The sequence below is a fragment of the Runella salmonicolor genome (assembly GCF_024158025.1).
Taxonomy (GTDB): domain Bacteria; phylum Bacteroidota; class Bacteroidia; order Cytophagales; family Spirosomataceae; genus Runella; species Runella salmonicolor.
The window spans coordinates 411,085-436,082 of record NZ_JAMZEL010000002.1 but is presented as its reverse complement, the minus strand read 5'-3'; the positions used below and the strand labels follow the sequence as shown (position 1 = coordinate 436,082).

The 24,998-nt window shown below is 45.3% G+C and carries 28 protein-coding genes and 1 pseudogene; 14 read left to right on the top strand and 15 right to left on the bottom strand.

The features are described 5' to 3' along the window. Nucleotides 1-23 precede the first annotated feature (23 nt). From NCI00_RS07750 to NCI00_RS07740, 3 genes are all read right to left on the bottom strand, one after another. Nucleotides 24-620, bottom strand: coding sequence for a bifunctional nuclease family protein (locus tag NCI00_RS07750; RefSeq protein WP_253526501.1), 597 nt, complete (start codon nucleotides 618-620; stop codon nucleotides 24-26). Between the two features lie 214 nt (nucleotides 621-834). Further along, nucleotides 835-1,797 carry an electron transfer flavoprotein subunit alpha/FixB family protein gene (locus tag NCI00_RS07745; RefSeq protein ID WP_253526498.1) on the bottom strand — a complete coding sequence of 321 codons (963 nt, stop codon included), beginning with the start codon at nucleotides 1,795-1,797 and terminating at the stop codon, nucleotides 835-837. A 104-nt stretch (nucleotides 1,798-1,901) separates the two neighbouring features. Beyond that, a complete protein-coding gene (locus NCI00_RS07740) occupies nucleotides 1,902-2,639 on the bottom strand; it encodes an electron transfer flavoprotein subunit beta/FixA family protein (protein WP_253526496.1) in 738 nt (245 codons plus the stop codon). 104 nt (nucleotides 2,640-2,743) lie between these two features. On the opposite strand from NCI00_RS07740, the gene NCI00_RS07735 reads away from it, so the two are divergent. The 6 genes from NCI00_RS07735 to secG all read left to right on the top strand — a co-directional run bounded on the left by NCI00_RS07735 (nucleotide 2,744) and on the right by secG (nucleotide 8,215). After that, complete coding sequence (locus NCI00_RS07735) at nucleotides 2,744-3,070, top strand: tetratricopeptide repeat protein (protein ID WP_253526494.1); 327 nt, start codon at nucleotides 2,744-2,746, stop codon at nucleotides 3,068-3,070. Between the two features lie 190 nt (nucleotides 3,071-3,260). Continuing rightward, entirely contained in the window at nucleotides 3,261-4,709 is a 1,449-nt protein-coding gene (gene miaB / locus NCI00_RS07730) for a tRNA (N6-isopentenyl adenosine(37)-C2)-methylthiotransferase MiaB (protein WP_253526492.1), read from the top strand. Between the two features lie 130 nt (nucleotides 4,710-4,839). Beyond that, nucleotides 4,840-6,177 (top strand): sigma-54 interaction domain-containing protein, encoded by a 1,338-nt coding sequence (locus tag NCI00_RS07725; RefSeq protein WP_253526490.1) that lies wholly within the window; start codon nucleotides 4,840-4,842, stop codon nucleotides 6,175-6,177. Further along, entirely contained in the window at nucleotides 6,164-6,736 is a 573-nt protein-coding gene (lptE, locus tag NCI00_RS07720) for an LPS assembly lipoprotein LptE (protein WP_310586768.1), read from the top strand. The genes NCI00_RS07725 and lptE overlap by 14 nt, the downstream gene beginning before the upstream one ends. 125 nt (nucleotides 6,737-6,861) lie before the next feature. Next, complete coding sequence (locus NCI00_RS07715; RefSeq protein ID WP_166557562.1) at nucleotides 6,862-7,680, top strand: DUF8458 domain-containing protein; 819 nt, start codon at nucleotides 6,862-6,864, stop codon at nucleotides 7,678-7,680. Between the two features lie 172 nt (nucleotides 7,681-7,852). After that, nucleotides 7,853-8,215 carry a preprotein translocase subunit SecG gene (secG, locus tag NCI00_RS07710; RefSeq protein ID WP_114065552.1) on the top strand — a complete coding sequence of 121 codons (363 nt, stop codon included), beginning with the start codon at nucleotides 7,853-7,855 and terminating at the stop codon, nucleotides 8,213-8,215. A 77-nt stretch (nucleotides 8,216-8,292) separates the two neighbouring features. On the opposite strand, the gene NCI00_RS07705 is transcribed toward secG, so the two are convergent. Continuing rightward, nucleotides 8,293-8,676 carry a DUF1801 domain-containing protein gene (locus NCI00_RS07705; protein WP_253526488.1) on the bottom strand — a complete coding sequence of 128 codons (384 nt, stop codon included), beginning with the start codon at nucleotides 8,674-8,676 and terminating at the stop codon, nucleotides 8,293-8,295. 162 nt (nucleotides 8,677-8,838) lie between these two features. Between NCI00_RS07705 and NCI00_RS07700 the strand changes: the two genes are divergently transcribed. Further along, on the top strand, nucleotides 8,839-9,321 hold the full coding sequence (locus NCI00_RS07700) for a DNA N-6-adenine-methyltransferase (RefSeq protein ID WP_253526486.1): 483 nt from the start codon (nucleotides 8,839-8,841) through the stop codon (nucleotides 9,319-9,321). Here the strand turns inward: NCI00_RS07700 and NCI00_RS07695 are convergent. From NCI00_RS07695 to carB, 10 genes are all read right to left on the bottom strand, one after another. Beyond that, complete coding sequence (locus NCI00_RS07695; RefSeq protein WP_253526484.1) at nucleotides 9,316-9,519, bottom strand: hypothetical protein; 204 nt, start codon at nucleotides 9,517-9,519, stop codon at nucleotides 9,316-9,318. The two genes, NCI00_RS07700 and NCI00_RS07695, sit on opposite strands and share 6 nt — an antisense overlap. Further along, nucleotides 9,516-10,310 (bottom strand): phospholipase D-like domain-containing protein, encoded by a 795-nt coding sequence (locus NCI00_RS07690; RefSeq protein WP_253526482.1) that lies wholly within the window; start codon nucleotides 10,308-10,310, stop codon nucleotides 9,516-9,518. Before NCI00_RS07690 ends, NCI00_RS07695 begins: the two co-directional genes overlap by 4 nt. Nucleotides 10,311-10,362: 52 nt before the next feature. Further along, a complete protein-coding gene (locus NCI00_RS07685) occupies nucleotides 10,363-10,755 on the bottom strand; it encodes an iron chaperone (protein WP_253526480.1) in 393 nt (130 codons plus the stop codon). A 12-nt stretch (nucleotides 10,756-10,767) separates the two neighbouring features. Then, complete coding sequence (locus NCI00_RS07680; RefSeq protein WP_253526478.1) at nucleotides 10,768-11,487, bottom strand: class I SAM-dependent methyltransferase; 720 nt, start codon at nucleotides 11,485-11,487, stop codon at nucleotides 10,768-10,770. Nucleotides 11,488-11,520: 33 nt separating this feature from the next. Continuing rightward, a complete protein-coding gene (locus tag NCI00_RS07675) occupies nucleotides 11,521-12,180 on the bottom strand; it encodes a GNAT family N-acetyltransferase (RefSeq protein ID WP_253526476.1) in 660 nt (219 codons plus the stop codon). Nucleotides 12,181-12,255: 75 nt separating this feature from the next. After that, nucleotides 12,256-12,624 carry a DoxX family protein gene (locus NCI00_RS07670; RefSeq protein ID WP_253526473.1) on the bottom strand — a complete coding sequence of 123 codons (369 nt, stop codon included), beginning with the start codon at nucleotides 12,622-12,624 and terminating at the stop codon, nucleotides 12,256-12,258. A gap of 50 nt (nucleotides 12,625-12,674) precedes the next feature. Next, nucleotides 12,675-13,175 carry an SRPBCC family protein gene (locus NCI00_RS07665; RefSeq protein WP_253526471.1) on the bottom strand — a complete coding sequence of 167 codons (501 nt, stop codon included), beginning with the start codon at nucleotides 13,173-13,175 and terminating at the stop codon, nucleotides 12,675-12,677. A 4-nt stretch (nucleotides 13,176-13,179) separates the two neighbouring features. Next, nucleotides 13,180-13,494, bottom strand: a complete 315-nt coding sequence (locus NCI00_RS07660) for an ArsR/SmtB family transcription factor (RefSeq protein ID WP_114065559.1) — start codon at nucleotides 13,492-13,494, stop codon at nucleotides 13,180-13,182. 220 nt (nucleotides 13,495-13,714) lie between these two features. Continuing rightward, complete coding sequence (locus NCI00_RS07655) at nucleotides 13,715-14,182, bottom strand: hypothetical protein (protein ID WP_253526468.1); 468 nt, start codon at nucleotides 14,180-14,182, stop codon at nucleotides 13,715-13,717. A 736-nt stretch (nucleotides 14,183-14,918) separates the two neighbouring features. Then, on the bottom strand, nucleotides 14,919-17,747 hold the full coding sequence (carB, locus tag NCI00_RS07650) for a carbamoyl-phosphate synthase large subunit (RefSeq protein ID WP_253526466.1): 2,829 nt from the start codon (nucleotides 17,745-17,747) through the stop codon (nucleotides 14,919-14,921). A 327-nt stretch (nucleotides 17,748-18,074) separates the two neighbouring features. Here carB and NCI00_RS07645 point away from each other — a divergent pair, with 327 nt between their 5' ends. The 7 genes and pseudogenes from NCI00_RS07645 to NCI00_RS07615 all read left to right on the top strand — a co-directional run. Beyond that, entirely contained in the window at nucleotides 18,075-19,070 is a 996-nt protein-coding gene (locus NCI00_RS07645) for a DUF2157 domain-containing protein (protein ID WP_253526463.1), read from the top strand. A 62-nt stretch (nucleotides 19,071-19,132) separates the two neighbouring features. Then, nucleotides 19,133-20,287 carry an LTA synthase family protein gene (locus tag NCI00_RS07640; RefSeq protein WP_253526461.1) on the top strand — a complete coding sequence of 385 codons (1,155 nt, stop codon included), beginning with the start codon at nucleotides 19,133-19,135 and terminating at the stop codon, nucleotides 20,285-20,287. Then, nucleotides 20,241-20,525, top strand: a complete 285-nt coding sequence (locus NCI00_RS07635; RefSeq protein ID WP_253526459.1) for a hypothetical protein — start codon at nucleotides 20,241-20,243, stop codon at nucleotides 20,523-20,525. Before NCI00_RS07640 ends, NCI00_RS07635 begins: the two co-directional genes overlap by 47 nt. 23 nt (nucleotides 20,526-20,548) lie before the next feature. Beyond that, nucleotides 20,549-20,737: a PIN domain-containing protein gene (locus NCI00_RS07630; RefSeq protein WP_253526457.1), complete on the top strand. Its 189-nt coding sequence runs from the start codon at nucleotides 20,549-20,551 to the stop codon at nucleotides 20,735-20,737. Between the two features lie 2 nt (nucleotides 20,738-20,739). Then, on the top strand, nucleotides 20,740-20,970 hold the full coding sequence (locus NCI00_RS07625; RefSeq protein WP_310586770.1) for a PIN domain-containing protein: 231 nt from the start codon (nucleotides 20,740-20,742) through the stop codon (nucleotides 20,968-20,970). Between the two features lie 88 nt (nucleotides 20,971-21,058). Beyond that, the gene (locus tag NCI00_RS07620; protein WP_253526453.1) at nucleotides 21,059-23,185 is read left to right on the top strand and encodes an alpha-amylase family protein; all 2,127 of its coding nucleotides are present in this window, start codon (nucleotides 21,059-21,061) and stop codon (nucleotides 23,183-23,185) included. A gap of 247 nt (nucleotides 23,186-23,432) precedes the next feature. Next, nucleotides 23,433-23,621, top strand: a pseudogene (locus NCI00_RS07615) (nitrilase); the annotation flags it as partial. Between the two features lie 11 nt (nucleotides 23,622-23,632). On the opposite strand, the gene NCI00_RS07610 reads toward NCI00_RS07615, so the two are convergent. Next, nucleotides 23,633-24,856: a 1-acyl-sn-glycerol-3-phosphate acyltransferase gene (locus NCI00_RS07610; protein ID WP_253526451.1), complete on the bottom strand. Its 1,224-nt coding sequence runs from the start codon at nucleotides 24,854-24,856 to the stop codon at nucleotides 23,633-23,635. Between the last annotated feature and the right edge of the window lie 142 nt (nucleotides 24,857-24,998).

Genomic DNA, 24,998 nt, shown 5'->3' with positions numbered 1-24,998 from the left:
GGGGTCAATTATATTCAGAAAGACTAATTTCTGCGCGCAATCTCGTCTCGAATTTTAGCCGCTTTTTCGTATTCTTCGTTGTTAAGCGATTCGTCCAGAATGCGGTGGAGCTCATCGAGACTCATGTTTTTGATTTGCTCGCTCAGGGACCGGGGCTTCGATTGTTGCACTATTTCTTCAATGGCATCGTCGGGTTCTGATTGTGACCCCGAAACAATTCCTGCTTCGGAAAGGATGGTTTCATAAGTGTAAATCGGGACGCTAAAGCGGAGCGCAATGGCGATGGCGTCGGATGGACGGGCATCTACGATGGTTTCTCTCAACCCATCGGCGCTTGAGCAATGAACCCGGGCAAAAAAGATACCTTCGCGCAAATCAGAAATGATAATTTCGTTGACGGTATAATTAAACGCCTTGGCAAATGACTTGAAGAGATCGTGGGTCATGGGGCGGTTGGGCTGAATTTTTTCAATCTCAATCGCAATGGCCTGTGCTTCAAACATTCCAATGATGATGGGTAAGCGGCGATTGCCGTACTCTTCGCCAAGCACTAGGGCAAACGAACCTGCTTGTGACTGACTCGGTGAGAGCCCCAAAATTTCCAATTTTATTTTTTCCACTACTTTGTTAAGTTATCTTTTATTGGTTGCCTGTGGTTTCTCATCCTAAAATGAAGGGGACAAACAACGACTCTTCTTTCAAAGAGGATGCAAAAATAATAAACCTGCGGTGAAAATGGAAAGTTTTTCCGTTCTCCGCAGGTTTATTAACGTTTGAAAGTACTTCTGGTGTTCCCGTAGCTAAAACTTTGTTCTAAAAAGGCAACTAAATGCCCTATTTCGCGTCTTTTACGGCTTTTGTCAACCGGGGTAAAATGTCAAAAACATCCCCTACAATGCCGTAATCGGCCGCTTTGAAGAACGGTGCTTCGGGGTCTTTGTTGATGGCTACGATTACCTTAGAGGAGTTTACCCCCGCCAAGTGCTGAATCGCTCCCGAAATACCACAGGCAATGTACAGATTTGGGGCTACTTTGATGCCTGTCTGTCCAATGTGCTCGTGGTGAGGGCGCCAATCGAGGTCAGAAACGGGCTTAGAACAGCCCGTTGCGGCTCCCAAAGCACTTGCTAAATCTAATAAAGGCTGCCAATTGTCGGGTCCTTTCATACCGCGCCCACCCGACACAATAATGTCGGCTTCGGTCAACGACAATTCACCGCTGGCTTTCTCCTGACCCGTTACTTTGGCCACAAAATCGCCGTTGTTGAGGGCAGGCGTGAAGGCTTCTACCGTTGCGCTTCCTGCTCCTTCTACGGCTTCAATGGCGTTTTTCTTGATTCCTAAAATCTTAACGGCCCCTTTGACGTCTACGGTGGCAAAGGCTTTGCCTGTATAGATACTGCGGGTTACTTTGAAGCCATTTGATACATCGGGCAATTCCGTCACGCCCGAAACAATGCTTGCGCCCAGTTTGGCGGCGGCGCGAGCACCCATGGCGTCACAAAGCCCCGATTTGGGCAAAATAACCACTTCGGCGTTTTCATTTTTTACGGCTGCGGCCAGCACTGAGGCGTAGGCCATGGCGTTTTCGTTGGCCAGTTCAGCGGCGTTGGCGTGCAGTACTTTAGTGGCGCCATAGGCACCCGTTTTGGCTAATTCGGCGGCATCGGCCGTGCCAATGGCCAAGGCGGTCGCGGTAGTTCCCGTTGCTTTGGCCACTGCGGCTCCGTACGCCACGGCTTCGAGGGATGTTTTTTTGATGCTTCCGTTATCTAATTCAACAAATATTAAGACCATTTCTTTTGACATTTAGCAGTGAAGATTTTTACATTTAACAGTAATAATTTAACAATTAACATTGGATTAGTATTCCTCAATGTTAACTGTTGAATGTTCAATGATTACAGTACTTTGGCTTCTGTTTTTAGGAGTGAAATAAGGGTTTCGGCCTGGTCGGCAGAAATCATCTTGCAAGCACCTTTGGGGGCGGGCAGGGTGTATTGGTCGAGGGTAGCCATGTCACCCACGACTACGGGTTCTACCACTTTGAGGGGTTTGGTACGGGCTGTCATAATGCCGCGCATGTTCGGAATTTTCCATTCGGCAATGGGCTCCTGACATCCTAAAACCAACGGCAGAGGAGCTTCCAAAAATTCTTTTCCGCCTTCAATCTCTCGCGCAAATTTGGCGGTGGAGCCTTCAATATCCAGTTTCATCACGGGTGAAAACGACGGGATACCGAGCATTTCGCCCACCAATCCGTGGACTACGCCGCTGTTGAAATCAATGGATTCGCGGCCCATCAAGATTAAATCATAACCGCCTTCTTTGGCAATCGCGGCAATTTGGGTAGCGGTAAAATACGAATCGGTTGGCTCGGCGTTAACGCGTACCGCATCATCGGCACCGATGGCTAAGGCTTTACGGATTTGTGGGTCGCTTTCGGCTTCCCCCACGTTCAATACCGTAATGCTGCCTCCCTGCTGCTCTTTTAGCTCCACCGCCCGCGCCAAGGCATAGTCATCGTAGGGGCCAATGATGTACTGCACGCCCGCTTTGTTAAGTTTGGTGTTGTTGTCCGTAAAACTAATTTTGGCCGTTGTATCAGGTACGTTCGTTATACAAACTAAAATTTTCATGTGCTTATCTTAATGTTTGAAATATAACTTTTAGGAGATTTACTTTGTTGGTGCGAATATAAAGCAAGGTTTTTAAAAATAGTATGCTTGCATAATAATTTTTTATGAATAACAATCGTCTCGCCTTTTTGCTGCAATTTTTTGAGGAGGATTCCAACGATCCTTTCAACGCGTACGCCCTTGCGATGGAATATCAACAAACTGATGTGACCAAAGCGGCGGAGTATTTCCAATTATTATTGGAGCAACATCCTGATTATTTACCCACGTATTACCACGCGGCGGCGTTGTTTGCGGAGTTGGAGCAATTGGATTTGGCCGAACAACTCTACCAAAAGGGAATGCAATTGGCGTTGAGCCAGCAAAATACCAAAACCTACCAAGAACTCCAACGAGCCTATCGCGGCTTTCAAGATGAGTATCTGTCCTGATCGTAACGTCGGCGAGAACTGGGCGTTCCCGTTCAAAACCTCGCCGACGTTGTTCCGACGTTGTACTAAAATATGTTAAAACCTGACACTTTGTCAGCGTTTTCGCGGAATCTTTGTAACTTTGCACCCATTCGTAGGGTTAGGTAAAAATACCGATGACTTTATGAACTAACGACCATTGATTGACAAAATGATTACATCAACATTAAAAATACTTTCGGAAGCCGATAAAGAGGCGTGTGAACTGGTCAAAGTAAGCGAGGAGGAATTGACCGTTGATAAAAAGAGACTGTTCATCGAAAGCTATGGCTGTCAGATGAACTTTTCAGACAGTGAAATCGTGGCGGCCGTGATGCGGAATGCGGATTTTGCGACTACTTCTTCGGAAGATAACGCCGACGTTATTTTTCTGAATACCTGTGCCATCCGTGACAACGCGGAACAAAAAGTTCGGAATCGGCTTCAATACCTCAATAATTTGAAGAAAAAACGCCCAGGACTCATCATTGGAGTGCTGGGGTGTATGGCAGAGCGCCTGAAAACCAAGTTGTTGGACGAAGAAAAAATGGTGGACATCGTGGCGGGCCCCGATTCCTACCGCGATTTGCCGCGCTTGGTGGAAGAAGCCGAAACGGGTCAAAAAGCCGTCAATGTGTTTCTTTCGAGGGAAGAAACCTACGCCGATATTTCGCCGATTCGCCTGAATTCCAACGGCATAACGGCTTACATCAGCATCATGCGTGGTTGCGACAACATGTGCAGTTTTTGCGTGGTTCCTTATACCCGTGGACGTGAGCGCAGCCGCGACCCGTTTAGCATTGTAGAAGAAGCACGTTTGCTTTTTGCCGATGGTTACAAAGAAGTGACCCTGCTCGGGCAAAACGTGGATAGTTATAAGTGGAAAAATGAGACCGAAAAAAGCGCCGAACCTTCTCAAATGGTCAACTTTGCGCAGTTGCTGGAAATGGTGGCCTTGATTCACCCTGATTTGCGGGTTCGGTTCAGTACGTCGCACCCCAAAGACATCACCGATGATGTACTTTGGACCATGAAAAAGTACGAAAATATTTGTAACTATATCCATTTTCCCGCCCAAAGTGGCAATAGCCGCGTGTTGAAGGTCATGAATCGTACCTACGACCGCGAATGGTACATCCAAAAGATTGACCGCATACGGGAAATTTTGGGCGAAGATTGCGGTATTTCAACCGACATGATTACGGGCTTTTGCACCGAAACGGAGGAAGAACACCAAGATACGTTGTCGTTGATGGAATACGTAAAATACGACTATGCGTACATGTTTGCGTATTCGGAGCGCCCGGGCACGCCAGCGGCCAAAAAACTCAAAGATGACGTTCCCGAAGAAGTCAAAAAGCGACGTTTACAGGAGGTCATTGCCTTACAGCGTCAACATTCAAGTGAGCGCAATGAAATGGCCTTGGGAAAAATCCAAAAAGTATTGGTTGAAGGGCCTTCCAAGCGCTCCGATGCTGATTTATGTGGCCGAAACGACCAGAATAAAGTGGTGATTTTCCCAAGAGAACACTATAAAAAAGGGGATTATGTGTACGTGTTGGTAACAGAATGCTCCTCCGCCACCTTGATCGGAAAAGCGATAGAAGCGGTTCCGGCTTAAGGTTAGTTGAAATGGATACATAGCTGGTTTGTGACCAGAGTTCTTACTAAAAATTTTCTCACGTAGCGTTGTTCAATCGTTGGTTTTTAGCCATCAAAAAGTTGGCAACGGTACATTGTAGATGCAATAAATGCTTTCAAATCCGGAAATACAATCCATCAAAAACCGCTTTGGGATAATCGGAAATGCTCCTGCGCTCAACTATGCCCTCAACATAGCCTTACAGGTAGCAGCCACCGATTTGACCGTGCTCATTACGGGCGAAAGCGGTAGTGGTAAAGAGTCATTCTCAAAGATTATTCATAACCTAAGTTCGCGCAAACACGGCCCTTTTATTGCCATCAACTGCGGCGCTATTCCCGAAGGAACCATTGATTCTGAGCTATTTGGACACGTAAAAGGTTCTTTTACGGGCGCCATTGAAGACCGAAAAGGCTACTTCGAAATCACCAACGGAGGAACCATCTTTTTGGACGAAATTGCTGAGATGCCCATCGGAACCCAGGCGCGGCTTTTGCGGGTGTTGGAAAACAAAGAATTTATTCGGGTAGGCTCCTCTAAGGTGCAGAAAACGGATGTACGGGTTGTGGCGGCCACCAACGTGAACCTCATCGACGCCGTACAGCGTGGCAAGTTTCGGGAAGATTTGTATTATCGCCTCAATACCGTGCCGATTGCGGTGCCGCCCCTGCGCGAACGGGGAAGCGACATTGACATGCTTTTTCGGAAATTTACCACCGATTTTGCCGAGCGCTATCGCATTACGCCCGTTACCCTTACGCCCGAAGCGCGAGATATGTTGATAAGCTATAACTTCCCGGGCAACATTCGCCAGTTGAAAAATATTGCCGAGCAGATTCAAATTCTGGAGGCAGAAAATAAAGTGCCGATTGCGCCAACGGTTTTGGTAAAATACCTGCCCAATTACGCCTCTTCCACGCGTTCGATGACGTTGCTGGGCGGTGCCGCAGGGACAGCCAACGGCCCCGAATCGTTCAACGAAAGGGAGTTGTTGTACAAAATCCTGTTTGACATGCGCCGTGATGTCAATGACCTGAAAAAGTTGGTGTTGAAGGTCTTGAATAATGAAGCCTACGGGAGTGATATTTTGCGGGAGCATGATGGGTTGTTTAACGGTATTGAAGCAGATAGTGCATTCGTAAAGCCACATTCAGATACCAAACTCTTGCCCAGCCATAGTCAGCACCAGCCAACGGTAAACAGCGGCCAACCAACGCAGAGCACTACCCCAAACATTATCCAGATTTCGCCGTACGACGACGTGGAAGACATTGCCCACGAAACCGCCGAAGACGAGTCGTTGTCGTTGGAGCAGAAAGAAAAAGAGATGATTATCAAAGCATTACAGCGGAGTAATGGCAAACGCAAATATGCAGCACAGGCACTCGGAATTTCGGAAAGAACGCTGTATCGAAAAATTAAGCAATATGATATTGAAGAAGAATAGGAAAGTAGCGGGAAGCGAGAAGTGGGGAGTGAGAACGGAGAATCAGAGCGTTTTTAGAAGTTATTTTATGCTATTTACGCTCCTTGTTTCTCAATTCTTACTGAATTCCTGCGGGATATACTCTTTCAGCGGCACGTCGCTGTCGCCCGATATTAAGAGTGTGACGGTGGTCAACTTCACCATGGCAACCGCCGGTGGGCCTTCCAACATGGCGTTGCAGTTCAACGAAAAAATGAAGGAATATTACCAGCGAAATACCAGTTTGGCGCTGTTGCCTTCCAACGGTGACATGCAGCTTGAAGGCACAATTACGGGCTATGAGGTGATTCCTGCCGCGCCAACGGCCAATGACCAGGCGGCACTCAACCGGTTATCAATAACGATACAAGTAAAGTTTACCAATAATAAAGACGAAGAGAAAAACTTTGACCAAAGCTTCAGCTTTTTTAAAGACTTCCCCCAGAATCAGACACTTAACCAAGTAGAAAGTAGGCTCGTACCCCTCATTTTGGACCAACTCGTGCAGGACATCTTCAACAAGTCGGCGGGCGACTGGTAAGTTTTTATAGAAATCGTTCCTGTTGTCTGTGAATCGTAGTATCTTCGCTACCTAAAAAAATATAGTTGTTCGTTTTCCTTCCGACACAGAAGGCCGACGACGGATTGAATTACTGACCCCATTGTATGAATAATCGTTACGTTAAAGAGTCATTTTCGTACTGGACGGCTCACCCCGACGATACTTCCGAAAGCGATATTTCGCAATTACAGGAAGCCGCCGGTACTTATCCTTACTGCCAGTCGTTGCATATATTACTTGCCAAAGCAATGGCCGTTCATCATCCTGAGCAAGCCGAGGCGAGCATTCAAAAAGCGGCGGCTTATTCCCTTAGCCGCAACACGTTACGAAAATTAATCCAGAATGAATTTGAATGGTCGCCCAATTTGCGCAGCCGTCAGTTTGAAAATGTATTGATTTGGCCGGGCGACTATCAGAAACCTGCCGCCACTTCGTATTCCAAACAGGAATGGAAATTGCCTGAATTGCCAAAAATTTCCTTTTTTGATGCGCCAGAAACTCCGCAGCCAAAACCAAGTCTTCCCGAATTGCCACCCATAGACGATACTACCTTGCGCGAAAACGCACTACAAACCGAATTGGAACAGATTGAGAGTTCAGTGATGGAAGAAAGCCAACCGGACCAACGTGAGTTGGAGCGTCAGCGTCAGATTCAGATTATTGACAGTTTTATTGAGAATGAAGCCCGCATGGGTCCCATCCGCGCCAACTTCAAAGATTTGTCAAACCAAGAGCAGGAAGACCTCGCCAAAAAACGTAATATGAACTTTTCAAGCGGGGCCGTCAGCGAAGGAATGGCCAAAATTATGGCCCGACAAGGGAAAATTGAACGGGCGATTGAAATCTACGAACAACTAATGTTGAAAAAACCGGAAAAAAAAGCGTACTTTGCCGAAAAAATTAAGGATTTAACAACTGAGTAGAACGTTAGAAGTGTAAAGTTAAAAGTAGGAAGAGGAGAGGGAAAGGGTAAACGTATAGAGAGAAGAAAATTTGTTGAAAACAGAGAATCGGCCTTAAAACGCAAACTGCTTCCTAAAAATCTGAAACTTTTGACCGAAAACCGAAACTGTAGACTCTAAACTGTAAACTACAATGTTCACCGTATTTATTGTAATAATCGCCATCATCGCTGTATTATTGATTTTGATTGTTTTGGTACAAAACTCAAAAGGTGGCGGATTGACGGGCGAATTGGGCGGAATGGGCGCTACGCAAATGTTTGGCGTAAAACGTACCACCGACTTGTTGGAACAAATTACTTGGGGCTTGGTAGGTGCGTTGGCCTTACTCTGTCTTGTGTCTAATTTGTTTATCGGTACTCCCCAAGCCGATGCCGGCATTAACAGCGTAAACGTAGAAAAGGCCAATCAGCGCTCGGTACCTGCCGCGCCTGCCCCTGCTCCAACGACCACTCCTGCACCCGCACAGCAGCAACCTGCTCCCGCGCAGAAGTAAGCAAAACATTTTTCAGCACAAAAGCCCCGAAAACTTCGGGGCTTTTGTCGTTTAAGGAGGTCAGCACTTTGGACAAGTTAGGCCGCCGCCGCCGTTACCAACTCAACCATGATGCGTTGGAGTTCGGCCCGGTGGGTTTCGACCTCGGTCATGTTGTTAAAATACATCATTCGGCGGTCTTTGTAATCACCTTCCAATAGCACCGAAGAAATATTGACAATGGCCGCGTGGTGAAATACCAAATGGACTTTTTGGGTCATTCTAAGATTGAAAGTGACCAAGTCAACCCCTGCATAATAACTCGGTGCATTCCATTTGATGCGCTCCCTGAGGGCAGGATGCGCGGCCATGATGATGGCTCTGAGGGCGTTAATTTCGGCCTTGAGCGGATGCTCCAGCAGGTGCATGTATTCGCTCACCTTTTCGGCATCCGTTTTTGGGGGAGTGGTTGATTTGGCCATAAAGAGTAAAATTAATGTCAATCGTTAAGCTAAATAGCATACAAAGGGTAATGCTTTGGGTATCAGGCTGTTTAATGGTACTTTGTGTAAATACTTGAAAATGATCAGGTTATGATTTGTAAATTAAAAATTTGATCTAATATTTGCACAAATAATTAACAAATGAATTCATCGTTTGAACGTAGCGAAAATACAAAAGTAGAGTGGCTTACTCCTCCCGATTTAGTAAAAAAATTAGGGGTGTTTGATTTAGACCCGTGCAGTCCAGTGAACGCCCCTTTTTTACATGCCGTTCATAATTTTACAGTTGAAGATGATGGCCTACAAAAAGAATGGTTTGGGCGGGTTTATTTAAACCCTCCTTACGGTAAAGGTATGGATTTGTGGCTTCAAAAATTAAAACTTCATGGCAATGGAATTGCGCTGATTTTTGCCCGAACTGAGACCAAATGTTTCTTTGATAATGTTTGGAATGATGCGGATGGAGTTCTGTTTGTCAAAGGGAGAATCCGATTTTATCATGTTTCTGGAGAGCAGGGAGGTACGCCTGGCGCACCAAGTGTTTTTATTGCATACGGAAAAGAAAATGCGTTAGCGCTCAAAGATGCAGGAATCGAAGGGAGGTTTTTAATGCTGAAATCATAAGATTTGATAAACAATAAACTCGGCAACGTTAAATTCGGCATCAATAATCCAGTCATTTTCTATAAGGAGCTTTTTGATGGCCTCTTCTTCGTTGTCTACGTTTTCAACAATCCCCACAACTTGCATATTATTGACTTCGTACTGAGCATTGGGCGCTCCCGTGTTTCCTTCGGGTGTAATAATGATGAATCGTTTCATTTCCATAATTTTTTGTATTTACCATTTCCTAAAAATTCCAACATCCCCATATCTCTAAGCTGTTGCAATAGTTGCCTTATTTTAGCAGGAATCGTATTGTTATTGGGAAATTTTGTTCTTAGTAATATTTCAAATGGTTTCATTTCACCAAGAGTGAAAATTTGATTGGGTAATGAATCTACACAAGTATAGATTTCTAACTTCCAACCGCTAAGTACTGAACTCATGACATTTTCAGGTAATTCAATAATATTTGAGACCTCTTCAGGTGATTCAAGTAAAAATTTAGGGAGCTTAGCAGGGGATGTTTTGGCAATTTTTGACAAAAGAGAGCGTACGTCCTTTATATTTTTTAGATTAACAGAATTTGTTTTTTGACTTGTTAAAAGTAAGTTAAAATCATTTATCGCTTCCTGTATTAATGAAGTCTCAGTAGATAAAAGACCATACTCATAATTTCTCATTAGGCCACCGTTAGTGAGGTTCCCAGATGTTATAATTAACTTTTTGTCGTCAAAGATGTATAGTTTAGAATGGAGTTGAGGATGACTGTGAACACTTCCATTATTTTTAAGGACGTTCTCTATTGCGCCTAAATCAAGCGAACCAGAATGTATGTTTTTCAATTTAAAGGATGTAATCAGCTCCAGTTTGGTAGTGGGCTGCTTTGAAAGTAAGAGTTCATTACAAATATTTTCTTTGATAAAAGGAGAGGTGATTTTAATTGATTTTTGAGATTGGGATACTAAATCAAGAAATTCATTCTTCCAAGGAGTTTTAATTATTCTCATTCGTTGTTTTCCTTTAGAAATCAGGTCTTTATTGTATTAAAACACTTTTACTTCATACACTTTTTTTACCACCTTTACTCTCCGCTTTTTTCAAATTTTCTTCTACCCTAAACTGCACCATTTGGGTGATGAGGCCGAGGGGGAGGGGTTGGCCCAGCGGAAATTGAACGGTTCCTTTGGCTAATTTATACGGAGTCAGTTCATTTTTGAAGGCTTCAATGCCCGATGCACCGGGATAAAACCCGATGTGGTGCTTGTAGGCCGCAAAATGCACCAAATTCCCTTTGAGGCTAAAAGTCGGAATTCCGTAACTGATTTTTTCTTCGGCGTCGGGGGCGGCGTCTTTTATCGTGGCTCTGAGCTGCTCTAATATTTCTTGCGTCTCGGGCGGGAAGCCTGAGATAAACGCATCGATATTGCTGATTTTGATGTCGTGCATAGCCATAGGAAGAAGGGTTTAAAGGGTAAAAATAGGCTTTTTTGCGCGTAAGCACATAAACGCAGGAAATTCGTTCAACTCACGGTAATGTTTGGGGTCAAGTTCTTTGAATTTCTCCACGGGTTTGGGTTCGAGCAGGGCATCGAGCTGGAACCCGTTGACGAGCAGCGGCATAATGCAGGCTTCCAACGGCCGCCGAAAACTGTGAATATCGACGGGTTTTCCAAAACCTTTCCACGTACACATGACGGGTTCGGTTTCAAAATAACGGGTGGATTGGAAGTAGGTAAATTCAAAAAACGGATGTTCAATAGAAATAACGAGGTGTCCGCCGGGTTTTAGCACCCGATAAAATTCTTTGAGGGTCGGGGTCCAGTCTTCCAAGTAGTGCAAGGCCAACGCGCAGACAATCAGGTCGAAAGAAGCATCTTTGAGTTGAGGCAGCGGGGTAGATAGGTCATGGACAAAAAAAGTACCGTTGCCTTTGTTGCGCTCAATGGCCAGTTCTACCATGCGCGGACTGATGTCAAATCCCGTGACAAACGCGCCGTTTTCGAGAAATATTTCAGCGTATTTTCCTGGGCCACAAGCGGCATCGAGAATGTGTTGGCCCTTCATTTCTGGAATCAGCGAGAGCGTATTAGGGCGGTCGTAGTAAGCGTTGTGCGGTTTATGGTCAATGAGCGCGTTGTAGCGCTCGGCCAATGATTCGTAGGCTTCAATGATTTTTTGTTTCATGGCTTTTTGGGATTATGTATCTGAATATCAGTATTATTCAATGTATTCTTGAAACGAAACACCTTCGAGCGGCCAAACCATCAACACGCTACAATTTCCCGCCGTGGGGTCGTCAAGGTAATGATAAATGGGCTGTACCCACTCAAACCCCGCCTTGCGCTGAGGCGTGATGGTGGGGTCGGTGAGTTCATTGTTTTTTAGTTTTTCGCAATAGGTTTCAATCGAAAACTGGTCTTTATAACGAGCATACCCAATCGTCATGCCCACGAGGATTTGCCCCTTCATGTCCAACGATTTGACCAATTCTTGCTGAGTGTTGTATAATTCCGTAGAAAGTTTCTGTCCCCGATACGCGGGCAAGACCCCAATGTCAAACTGGTATAACCACTCTCCAGTGGGTATATGGGAGTTGGTAATCCATAGATTATCAGTAACTTCCATAAAGGTGTGGTCGAGTTTTGGGAACGAGATTCGAAGGGTACTTGATGATGCAATGACTTTGTCGTGGTCGGTGATGACGAGTTGCCCTTCGGGAAAAACGCGGATGTGATTGGCAAAATGTGCCTTTGTCAAAAGCTCATGCGGGGCAAGGGTGGGGAAACAAATCCGCTGCACTTCTTCCATTTGCTCGGCATCGGCGGGAGTGGCCGTGCGGAGCGTGTATTTTCCATCCTTTGTTTTTTTGTGTATCATAGACCGAATAAATTTTACCAAAAAACCATTCTATTTTCGATAAAATAAACGGGCACGATAACGGTTAATTTATCTTCAGACGGTTTCCTTCTTTTGATGCCAAAGGTAATGGGAAAGAAATAGAAAGGCAATCGGCAAGACCATAAAGGTAATTTGAGGCTGAAATCCTTCTTTGGAGATGATTGAATAGGCCGCCCCAATCAAATCAAAAAACAAACCAGCATAGGCCCATTCTTTGATACGATTAAAACTGGGGATAAGGATGGCCACCACTCCCAAGGCTTTGGCCACGCCTAAAAAAGGAATGATGTATTTGGGGTAGCCCAAACCCGTTACCATCGTGACGGCTTCTGGCACAAGGAGTATGTCTGGAATGGCAGAAAACAACATAAATGCCCCGAAAATCCCTGTAATCACCCAATAAGCAATATTTATTTTTTTCATTTTTGAGGTTGGTTAAGCGGGGAGGTCCGTCAAGACGCTCCCCAGAGAGGTTACGAAAGAGTGGCCAAAACTTCATCCAATCCTTCCATGGCCATGGTCAATCCTTCTTTGAAGCCCATTTGGATGGTTGCTTCGAGTTGGGCTAAGTCATTGTAGGTGATGAGAATGGTTACCAAAGTAGCATCGCCGTTATCTTGAAAATTGTTCGTCCATTTCGATTGTGGTAGTTCGGGGTTGATGTTTCCCTCGGCATCCGAAAAACCGTCCGTTCCGCTAAAACGCTCTTGGGGTTGGATGGTTCGGTAGCTTGTTAATCCCCAATGTTCCTCACCCTCAGGCCCAATCATCGCGTAAAGCCAATGCCCGCCTTCTCTGAAATCCATCGTTTTGGTGCGGGCTTTCCAGGGTTTGGGCGCCCACCATTGGTCAAGGATTTCGCTTTTGGTGAAGGCATCCCACACCAACGGAAGTTGGGCGGCAAATTCTCTTTTTACGGTGATTGAATGGGTCGCTTTGTCGACGATAAAGTCCATTAATAAGGCGTTTTTCATGGTTTTATTTGTTTTTTAGGTTCAATAATACGTTGTCAAGCTGGCTAAAGCGGTCTTCCCAAAGGGCTCTGAATTTTTCGAGCCACTGGTCTATTTCTTTCATCTTGGTAGGGTTGAAGTGATAATAAATTTCCCGTCCCGACTGCTCCTGTCGGACCAACTCACATTCGGTCAGGATTTTAATGTGCTTCGAAACCGCCTGCCGGCTGGTGTCAAAATGCTCGGCAAGGGCGTTGGGGGTCATGGCCTGTAAGGCAATGAGGGCAATGATGGCTCTTCGGGTGGGGTCGGCAATGGCCTGAAATACGTCTCTTCTCATCACGTCTCTAAATTTTTGTGCAACTAATCGGTTGCAAATATAAGTGCAACTAATCGGTTGCGCAAATATTTTTTCATTTTTTTATTAAAATCAAAAATGAATGGGGATGGAGAGGTGTAAAAAAAGAAGTTAGTTTTGGATAGGGGCTGTCACATAGACCACGGATTAAAAATCATCTGTAGACATAGGGGAATTTATTAGGTGGGCGTAATCAGGCGTGTTATTTCTTGACCCTAACATACTTTTCGATGTTTATGCGGTCAACACCCGCGCCGGCCACTTTCTCCACGCCGTACTGAACGAGGGTATCATTTTTTATGCTGATGGCAAACGTAAATGCGTTCCGCTCCCAATCTCGGGCGCTGCAATAGTCCAACTGCTCGGTGTATGTACTGTCGAGGAGGGTATAACTGCCCCCGCCCGCCGAAAAAACGGCCGCTGAGTCTTTTCCCTGATTCAAATCATGGTGTAAAAATGCAAAATGACTATCGTTAATGATTTTAATAAACGAGGTATTTTGGGTGTAATCCGTAACGGCCGTATCGCCTTTTTCAATGAGTGTGCCCGTCAATAACTTCCACGTACCAACGAGGGGTGGGGAAGAAGATTTCTTGGCGTTATCGGTGGTTTCGGCCACACAAGACATCAAAAAGACGCTAAGGAAGAGACAAGAAATGACGATTTTCATGATTAACAAGTTAAGAATAAAAGGCTTAGGATTGACGTACTCGGGAATGTTTTGGGGGGTGTTGTTTCCCTTGCGCCAAAGATAAGGAGATTGGCAGCTACTCTTTCAAACTACCAATAATTTTAGCCCAGTTTAGTAATAGACGAATACTTTTGAAGTTTTATAAAGCCTTCTAAGTGACGATTAACCACAATTGCGTCCAAAACGAGTGAGTTCAACTTTGCTGAGCGTGGGGGGAGCATCATATTCAGAATCTAATACTCAATTTAACCAGCCGACTGCGGACGTATTTCTAAACCCAAATACAATGAATAGATGAACCATGAAGCTCTTTTTTGGCTTGAGGGCCTATTGATTTTTTCCATAATTGTGGGAGCTCCTGCTCTAGTTTTATGGAAATTAATTTCATTTTGTAAAGTTATATTAATTGGACTTCTTAAATTCTTATCAAAACGGCGCTAACTATTCCAAAAGGGAAATAAGTTTTTCCCTCATGAACCTGGTTGGTCGTAGATTTCAACTACGACCCCCAAAATAAACAAAGTGTTTGTAACACGGTAAGTGTTAATTGGTCTCTTTTTATGCGTCTAATCAAGCAGGGCTTGGACTCTTTCAGAGTGACAAAAAATAATAGTTTGCTTCAGAACATTGTGCCTGCTTATACCCGTTGATTTGGCCAATAAAAAAGCCCTCGTTTTCACGAAGGCTTTTAGATGCTTGTCAGTATGATAAATTGTTAGCGGCTCAAATACAGATTCCGCTCTCCGTATATTTTTTGGAAGAATTCGTCTTCGAGGCTATCAATGAAGTAAATACCTTCTCCAGTAGACTTCATCTCTGGCCCTAGTTCCTTGTTTACGTTCGGGAATTTGTTGAACGAGAACACTGGAATCTTGATGGCCCAACCTTTCTTGACGGGTTTGAACTCGATGTCTTTCACTTTCTTGTCGCCGAGCATGAACTTCGTGGCGTAATTTACGTACGGTTCTTGGTAGGCTTTGCAGATAAACGGCACCGTGCGGGAGGCACGCGGGTTGGCTTCGATTACGTACACCACGCCGTTTTTGACCGCAAACTGCATGTTAATCAGCCCTTTCACCTTCATCGCTTTGGCTACTTTTACCGTAATTTCTTCGATTTGGCGGATTTCATCGGGTGTCAAATCAAACGGCGGGAGGGTAGCGTGCGAGTCGCCAGAGTGGATACCCGCGGGCTCGATGTGTTCCATTACCCCGATGATGTACGCATCTTCACCGTCGCAAATTGCGTCAGATTCGGCTTCGATGGCGTTTTCGAGGTAGTGGTCGAGGAGGATGTTGTTGTCAGGAATATCGTTCAGGATTTTCACGACGTGTTGCTCCAATTCCTGCTCATTGATGACAATCTTCATGCTCTGTCCACCCAATACGTAGCTCGGACGAACCAACAGTGGGAAGCCCAATTTCTTGCCGATTTCGGCGGCAGCATCGGCCGTGCGCACGGTGTCAAACTGCGGATACGGAATGCCCAAGTCATGCAACAGCGCCGAAAAACGACCACGGTCTTCGGCCAAGTCGAGCGTATCAAAGCTGCTACCGATGATTTTGATGCCGTACTGATGGAGTTTTTCGGCAATTTTCAGGGCCGTTTGTCCACCCAACTGCACAATCACGCCTTCGGGCTTTTCGTGTTGGATGATGGCGTGCACGTGTTCCCAGAAAACCGGCTCAAAATATAACTTATCCGAAATATCGGGGTCTGTCGACACCGTTTCGGGGTTACAGTTAATCATAATGGTCTCGTAACCAGCCTCTTTGGCCGCCAATACCCCATGTACACATGAGTAATCAAACTCGATGCCTTGTCCAATACGGTTAGGCCCTGAACCCAATACTACCACTTTTTTACGGTCAGAAACGATGGATTCATTCTCAGGCTCATCTTGCGATACGCTGAAGGTAGAGTAGTAGTAAGGAGTTTTGGCTTCAAACTCAGCCGCGCAGGTATCTACGCACTTAAACACACGCTTGATGTGGTGGTCTTGGCGATACTTATAAACGCGGCTTTCTTTTACGCCCAAAAGGTGGGCAATTTGGCGGTCAGCGTAGCCTTTCTGCTTTGCGGTAAGTGCCAAACTTGGGGGAAGGTCTTCCAGGTCGTATTGTTGAATTTGTTTTTCCAACTCCACCAATTCTTCAATTTGATGCAAAAACCAAGGGTCAATTTTGGTCAAATTTTGAATGGTTTTGAACGAAAGACCTACTTTGAAAGCATCGTAAATGTGGAAAAGGCGGTTCCAGCTTGGGTGCGCCAAACTTTGCTTGATGGCGGCTACGTCGGTCAATTCTTTACCATCCGCTCCAAGTCCGTTGCGGCGTATTTCGAGTGATTGACAGGCTTTTTGGAGGGCCTCTTGAAAATTACGCCCGATACCCATGGCTTCACCCACGGATTTCATCTGCAATCCCAACGAACGGTCGGCGCCAGGGAATTTATCAAAGTTCCAACGTGGTACTTTTACAATTACGTAGTCGATTGTGGGCTCAAAGAAGGCTGATGTGCTGCCCGTAATCGGGTTGATGAGCTCATCTAAGTTATACCCAATGGCCATTTTAGCCGCAATCTTGGCAATCGGATAACCCGTTGCTTTGGAGGCTAAGGCCGACGAGCGCGATACGCGTGGGTTGATTTCAATGACGATGATTTCGTCGGTTTCGGGGTTGACCGAAAACTGAATGTTACAACCACCCGCAAATTTACCGATGCCGTTCATGGTCAGAATAGCCAAATCGCGCATTTTTTGGTAGAGTGTATCGGGCAGGGTCATGGCAGGGGCTACGGTCACGCTGTCGCCCGTATGAATTCCCATCGGGTCGAAGTTCTCAATCGAACAGACGATAATGAGGTTGCCTTTTCCGTCGCGCAATAACTCCAATTCGTATTCTTTCCAACCCATGATGCTTTGTTCTACCAACACTTCATGCACGGGTGAAGCAATGAGACCGTGCTGGAGGGCTTTGTCAAATTCTTCGGAGGTGTTGACAAAACCGCCGCCCGTTCCGCCTAAGGTAAAAGAGGGGCGGATAACTAGAGGGAAGCCGATTTCTTGGGCAATTTCTTTACCCTCTAAAAAAGATTTGGCCGTGCGGCCTTTACAAACCCCCGCGCCCAATTCCAGCATTTTAAGACGGAATTTCTCCCGATCTTCGGTTGTTTCGATGGCTTTGATATCTACGCCTATGATTTGTACGCCGTATTTTTTCCAAATACCCGCCTTGTCGCAATCAATGGCTAAATTTAACGCCGTCTGACCACCCATGGTTGGCAAAACGGCGTCTATTTTGTGCTTTTCTAAAATTTCAATGATGTATTTTTTCTCCAAAGGCTTTAAGTACACATGATCCGCATTGATGGGGTCGGTCATGATGGTAGCGGGATTGGAGTTAATCAGAATGACCTCAATGCCTTCTTCCCGCAGTGAACGGGCGGCTTGGGAACCTGCATAGTCAAATTCGCAGGCTTGACCAATAACAATGGGACCGGAACCAATGATGAGGATGGATTTGATGTTGGGATTTTTTGGCATTTTTTTGAGGAAAAGTTATCAGTTATCTGTTATTCGTCGCTCGCTTTGACCTTTTCAGACACCCTAAAAGGGATATTTCTGACAAATGGGGCGCGTCTAACTTTTAACTTCTGCAACAGGGTTGCTGCAAAAATTGCACAAAATTAGGGGATGAAATGTTTTTTGAGGCATTAAATCTTGAAAAAAAAAGAATTAATAGGCCAAATTAATAAAAAACAAGAGGTATATCATTGATAGATAGTCTTTTAACAAAGTGGTGCTTACCAAAATAGGTACGGTAAATAAGTACATTTTTTGATTTAATGCTAAATGAGCACCTTTGTTTATATGAACCCTCTATCATTTCTTTTGGACGAGTGGCAACAACGCCACCTCCTGACCGACGAGCAGCGTGTGCAATTGGAAACGCACGAGCGCACTCGCCCCGTTTCGTTGTATATCCTCCTCCGTAGCCTGCTCTACGCGGGTATTTTGCTGTTTACTTCGGGTGTGGGTGTGCTCATTTATAACAACATTGATACCATCGGCCACACGGCACTCATTGCCCTTTTGGCGGTGCTCACGGCGGGAAGTTTCTTCTACGTCTACCGCACAAGCGTCCCATTTTCGCGGGGACTCATCGAAAATGAAGCCAAGTTCAGTGATTTTGCCTTGCTCATTGCCTGTACCTTGTTTCTAATATTGGAGGGATATGTACAATGGCGCTATAATGTTTTCGGTACGCGCTACGGTTTGGCTACGGTTTTGCCCGCGGTCCTTTTTCTGTTTTGTGCGTACCGTTTCGACCAACGGGGTGTTCTTTCGATGGGCCTGACGGCCTTTGCTTCGTGGGTGGGAATTACCGTTGCGCCGATGGAAGTGCTGAGCAACAACGATTTTAACGATATGAGACTCATCGTGACGGGGGTACTTTTGGGTGTTTTATATATTGGGGTAGGAGTGGCTTCGGAGAGAATGAATGTCAAAAAACACTTCTCGTTTACGTATTTATTGCTCGGGGGAAACGTCTTTTTTATTAGTTCATTGGCGGGGCTCTTCCGGCCAGAAGGTTGGGCCTTTGGATTTGCGTTGCTGATTGCCGCAGGATGCTGGCTGTTTGTAAATTATGCCCGACGCTCGCAATCGTTTCTTTTCTTGTTGATGGCGGTGGTTTACGGGTACATCGCGTTTACGTACCTACTTTTTGAAGTGATGAACGAAGCGTTGTGGGCATTTTTTGGGATGTTTTACGTAGCGGCAAGTACGGGAGGAGTAATTTGGTTTTTCCTGAATTTTAAAAAATTGTTGAAAGTAAGGGACGAGGAGCGGCCGCCGCTGCGGTGAGAAGTCAGGTGTGAGTCCAAAGGCCTTATATTTATCATTAAAATTAGCATTCTATTTTGATTATGAAAGCTTACAACGAAACGCTTCTTCTGAACGAATACGCCCAAAAGATGGCCAAAAAATGGCATACTGAGCGCTTGCTGTCGGCGGAACAATTGGCAGAAGCCGTTCAATCGCACGCTCAGGTGCCCTATAATCCTAACGTATTTATCAAAATCGGTCTTTTTCTATTTGGGTACGTTTGTTTTATGTTTGGAGGAGGGTTTGTTTTTATGATTGTGGGTGAGGGGGGAGGCTTTGCGTTCACGGCGCTGTTGTACGGTTTGGGCGTTACTTCTTTGTTGCTCCGACTCATCAAACAGAAACAACTGCATTTTGCGGGGGTGGACAACGCGCTCATTTACGGCATCATTGGGGCCACGATGCCGCTCATTTTTGAGTTATATGATGCGCTGAAAATCAACGAGATTTGGGTAGGCGTGTTGTTTTGTTTACCCGTTTTGGTGGTAGTAGTTTATAGTTTTGGGGAGCCGTTGGTGGCGTTGGGGGCTTTTCTGTCGGGCTTGTTTATTCTGGCTTCCATATTAATGAAAAACCCCATTGGCAAAGCCCTTTTGCCTTTTGCGTTGATGATTTACGCGGCGGTGTTTTTTGTCGTTACGCGAAAAATGAGCCAAAAATCAAGTACTTTTTATTGGAAATTAGCCATTTATTGGGTCAACACTGCCGCTTTGGTGTTGTTTTATGCGGCTGGTAATTATTTTGTGGTTCGGGAGCTAAATGCCGAGCTGAACGGACTCGGTTCACCTTCTCCTGAGGTTGCCTTTGCGGGGTTGTTTTGGGTATTTAGCATTTTAATTCCTGTGCTCTATCTGTACGGCGGTTTTCGCTGGCGCAACCGTACTTTGCTTTTGTTGGGGCTATTGAGCATCGTGGCTACGATTCTGACGGTCCGTTATTATCACGCCATGCTGGCTATTGAGTGGGTGTTGATTTTAGTCGGTGTTGTGGCGGCGGTTAGTGCGTTTGCCCTCATTCGTTCGCTCAAAACGCCTAAATTCGGTTTTATTTACGCTCCCGAAAAAGACAATGACGAGCGTTTTGCGATTGAAATGGTCGTGATTTCTCAAATGACCCAAAATAGTCAATCGGCCGAAAAAGGTGTTGAATTTGGCGGCGGAGATTTTGCGGGCGGCGGCGCAGAAGACAAGTACTGAAGTTGCTTTTTGTTTAGTAATTACCGATTTTTGGGTAAATAACACTGCAATGGGTACACTTACCATCAAATCGGAAAAAGATCAATATGTTATTAATATTGATAAAAATTTGCTTGACAAAGATACCTTAATAAAGGTACTTAGCTGGCTGAGAATTGAAGAACTCGCTCAGAAAATGAACGTGGATGATGAAGTGTTTCTTCTGGTTGTTGAAATTAAATCATCTTGGTGGGAATGAAATAAACATCGTTTTGAGCAGCAATGAAGAAAATTGTTGTAGATTCAAACATCATACTTTCAGCGTTGCGTACCAAAGATTCTGAAACACGCCGTAAGCTTATAGCAGCTACTGGAGTTTTGTTTTGCTCCCCTAATTTTTTGATAGCAGAATTGTTTAAGCATCGAACCCGTATCTTCAAAAATGCGATTGCAACAGAAATTGAGATTTAAGAATTTCTAAACCAGTTTTAGAAAAAATCCATTTTGTGAACGAGGAAATTATTTCTATTGAAAATTACTTCGATGCGTATTACTTATGTCGTGATATTGACCCAAAAGACACTTCTTTTATTGCTCTTACTATCGAATTAGACGCCACTTTTTGGACCCGAGATGATGTGCTCAAACGTGGTTTAGCGGTCAAAGGCTTTGAGCGTTTTTTTGACGAGAATGATTTAACATAAGTGACCTCACGAGTGGCTGAGAGGGTAAATTTTCGTTTTTCGTTCCTTTCCTGAGTTATACACCCCGAACGAACCCATCCCGAACTCAATGAGAAAGCTGTGCTTCGCGCTTTATTTTCTGCTCCTGTTTTTGCCTTCTTTTGCCCAAAAAAATACGATTTCCACCGCTCAATGGCCCGTCGATATGCCGTGGTGGAAAAAAAATAACCTGCGGGTCATTCAGACCAATTTGCCCGCTTACGAAGCCGCAACACTGAACCCTGATTCGTTACTCAAAGATTTAGAGGCTTGTTCGGCCAATACGCTGCTCATCAACGCGGGCGGAATCATGGCATTTTATCCCACTAAACTGGATTTTCACTACACCAACCCCTACATGAAGGGAAATATGTTGGGCGACGTTATTCAGCGTTGTCATCAGCGGGGGATAAAAGTTATTGTGCGGTTTGATTTCAGCCGGGTACACGAAAGTATCTTTAAGGCGCATCCGGATTGGTGTTATACCTCACCCAAAGGCGAGCGCATCATCAATACGGATATGTACGTGGTGTCTATCAATGCGCCGTATGTGCAAGACCGTGCGTTTAAAATCATCGAGGAAGTAATTGATAACTACGGTGTTGACGGCATATTTCTCAACATGCCAGGTTATCAGGTCAACAACCCGTATGAGGGAAAATACCACGGTATTGACCAAAATGAATACGACAAAAAGCGTTTTGCGGAGTACAGCAACGGCCTGACCCTACCCACAGAAGAGAATAAAGCTGACCCCGTTTTTCAAAAATATTTGGCTTTCAAAAAGTTTACGGTCGAAGATTGGTCGAAGCGGCTGCACGAATTGGTTAAGTCCAAAAGCAATCAAATCGCGATTTGTACCTACATGGACAAGTACGTGGACATCATCCGCCACGAATCACAAACCAACAGCCTGCCGTATTGGCCGTACTCGGCCTCCGACAACGTGGGTAATGCCGTCAATTCTTTTCCTGACCACATCATTAGCAATAGCAGTATTCAGCAAATTTCGTTTCAGTCGCGCTACAATGCCGTGGAGCCCGAAGAGGTTTCCATTCGATTGTACGAAAATATCGCCAACGGCTCAGGGCTCGACATCAGCATGATGGGGGATATGCGCGGCTACGAGGACGAGCGCAATTATGACGTCATCAAAAAAGTCTACGCCCATCATAAAAAGTACGAGCCTTACTTTGGGAAATATACCTCGGTGGCCAAAATCGCGGTGGTAGCACCGGGCGCGTGGCCGAGCGGCGCGCCAATGCAGGAGTATCGCGGCATTCAACTGATGCTCAAAGAGGCTCATATTCCGTTTGATATTGTGGAAGACGCCCAAATTGAGCACTTGGCAGATAAAATAAAGAACTACCGCCTCGTGATTTTGCCCGACATTACCTATTTGAGCAATGCTTCGGTGCAGGTGTTGAAAGAAGCCTCTCAGCAGGGGGTAAATCTGCTGGCAACCAACCAAACGATGTTTGATAACCCCGACGCTTTGCAGCGATTGTTCGGAGCAAAAATCATCAATAAAGACCATGAAGGCAGCGGTTTTTACCTCAAACCCGACAATCATGCGTTGTTTAAGCGTTTTGTGAAGCAAAAAATGCTTTTCTGGAAGTTTAATTTAGGCTTGTATGACCTTTCAGGAACTGACAAACAATTTCTGCCCATTCTGAGTAAAGGTCGACCTGGACCGCCCGAAATCATCGGCGGGCACGAGCCAACGGGCTATTTTGCGATGGGCTTGAAGCAACATCCGTGCAGCAAAGCGGTGATTTTGCCCGTTAATGTGGGGCGTTTGTATTACTTGCACGGGTACGAAGAACACAAGAATATTGTCCTAGATGTGATTGATTCCGTTTATCCCGAAGCGCACCAACTGCTGCAAACCAACGCTCACGAGCGCGTGGAGGTAATTTTGAAAGAATACATCAAAAATGTTCCCGAAAATAAAGACAAAAAATCGGAGGATGGCCTGATTTTGCATTTGGTCAACATCACGGGCTTCAGCGGAAATACCTATTTTGAACCTTTGCCTGTGTCCAATCTTTCCTTCAAAATTCAAACAGCCTTCAAACCTTCAAAAATATTCTCGATGGTCAGTAAACAGCCGATAGCGTATACTTGGAAAAACGGTTATCTGGAGTTTAAACTGAATAAGCTGGTTGATTTTGAAGGAATTGTGATTGATAAATAAACTATTGAAACTTTTGACACAGAGCTTCGCAGCGTTGGGCACAGCGTTTCACAGAGCAGGTGATACTGAGTTTTGACTTGCCGTTGGCTGTGGAGACACAGCCAACATTCTTTTAACCTTAAATAAATAACGTTGAATAACCTGAAAATAGCTACTGTTCAATTTGAAAATAAGAGCGGCGACAAGGCTTATAATCTCGCCGTCATTGTAAACCTGACCCCAAAAAGCGGCGCAATCGGGGGCCAAGGTGGTTGCGGAGTGTCGTACGTTGGGGGATGATTTTGTAACGGCCACCTTGACTCCCGAAAAACTAACCCAAGCCAGCGGCTATCGCTACCTTAAAGCCCGTCGTCCCGACCTCTACCGCGACATTATCGGACTGCCCCACCAACCTGAGCAAAAGGTAGTGTGGCTTGAAGGAGACCGTCCGAAATGAAGAAATAAAAGCTATCTTAATTTCCATAATTGCAGCGTTTCGCTCCACCAACGCGCCCAGCGGTGCGCAAAATAACCCGTAAAAGGCAGCGAAAGCGCGTACAAAACGGAGGTTTTTAAATCGGTGAACCCTAAAACAATGCCCCATTGAATCAGCCACACAAACGGGAAGGTAATGAGGGCAAAAAGCACAAGGCGGATGGCGCTCGAAAACTGTTTGTCTTTGAGTTTTTTGTTAACATAAAACGGAATAGAATACGGAATAACGCTATTGAGCCAGCCATACAGCGCCACGGGAGCGCTGAGCAGCAGACCCAAGGTTTGTAAAACCAAGGCAAAAACAGACGGTTTGGGTTGCCCGTAAATTTCAGCTTCGATGCCCCGTTTGGACAAAGTATGCTTTAGGTTTTTGGTTTCTTCCAGTCGCTTGGTGTAGGTTTCGGCGTCGAGTTGGCGTAGTCGCTCCAGTCCTTTTGCTTTGTTGAGCACGTTGTCCATCAAATCCCCGTCTTTTCGTATCTCGTTATCGGTCAGCCACTTGAGCGTGTCGTGGTGGGGCAGGTCGTCAAAATGCAGCATCTTGCTTTTGATTTCGTCCGACATGCGCTTGGTGAGTTGGGTCAGGGAGCGGGGTTGGTTTTGCTCGTATTCTGCCTTAAAGTCGCGGACGCTGAAAGGTTCTCCAAAATTAACGACCAATTTTTCGCCCATTTTCTGGCAGTTTGTGTAATACAGACCGCAGGGGAGAATTTGCAGGTTGAGGTTCCAGTCGTGGGCCGTTTCGGCCTTAAATGCAATCCGGGCCAAGCCCTTTTTGAACGGTCGCAGGTGGTACTGCACCCCGTGATTGCCTTCGGGAAACGCCGCCAACGTGCCCCCAGCGCTCAGAATATTGACGCACATTTGAAAAATCTCGTCGTTTTGCTGCATTTCGTCCATGCCGTCGCGCAGGCGGTACACGGGCAGCATTTTCAGGTACATGAGCAGTTTTCTGACAAAGTCTTTTTTGAAAATATCGGCGCGCGTTAAAAAATAGGGTTGACGAGCGCCCACATTCAGCACCACCGCCAAGGCATCCATGAGCGTATTTTGGTGATTGGTGACGATTAAAATCGGGGTATTGGGAGCAAGGTCGGTTGGGAAATTCTTGATTTCTACTTTACGGTAAAAGATAACATTGTGCCAAAATCGAATATAAGTACGAAGAACGTGATAGAAAAAAAGATTATTAAACATTGCTGGCCGATGGGTTTGGGATGATTGTTTCGGTGTTTTATGTAAAAAAATACGGGTAAATGCGGCTGCAAAAGTAACCCATTTTTTGACATGAATCACGGCGAAGTGGGCGCCAAAACGATGCTTTTTTAAATTTTAGCAA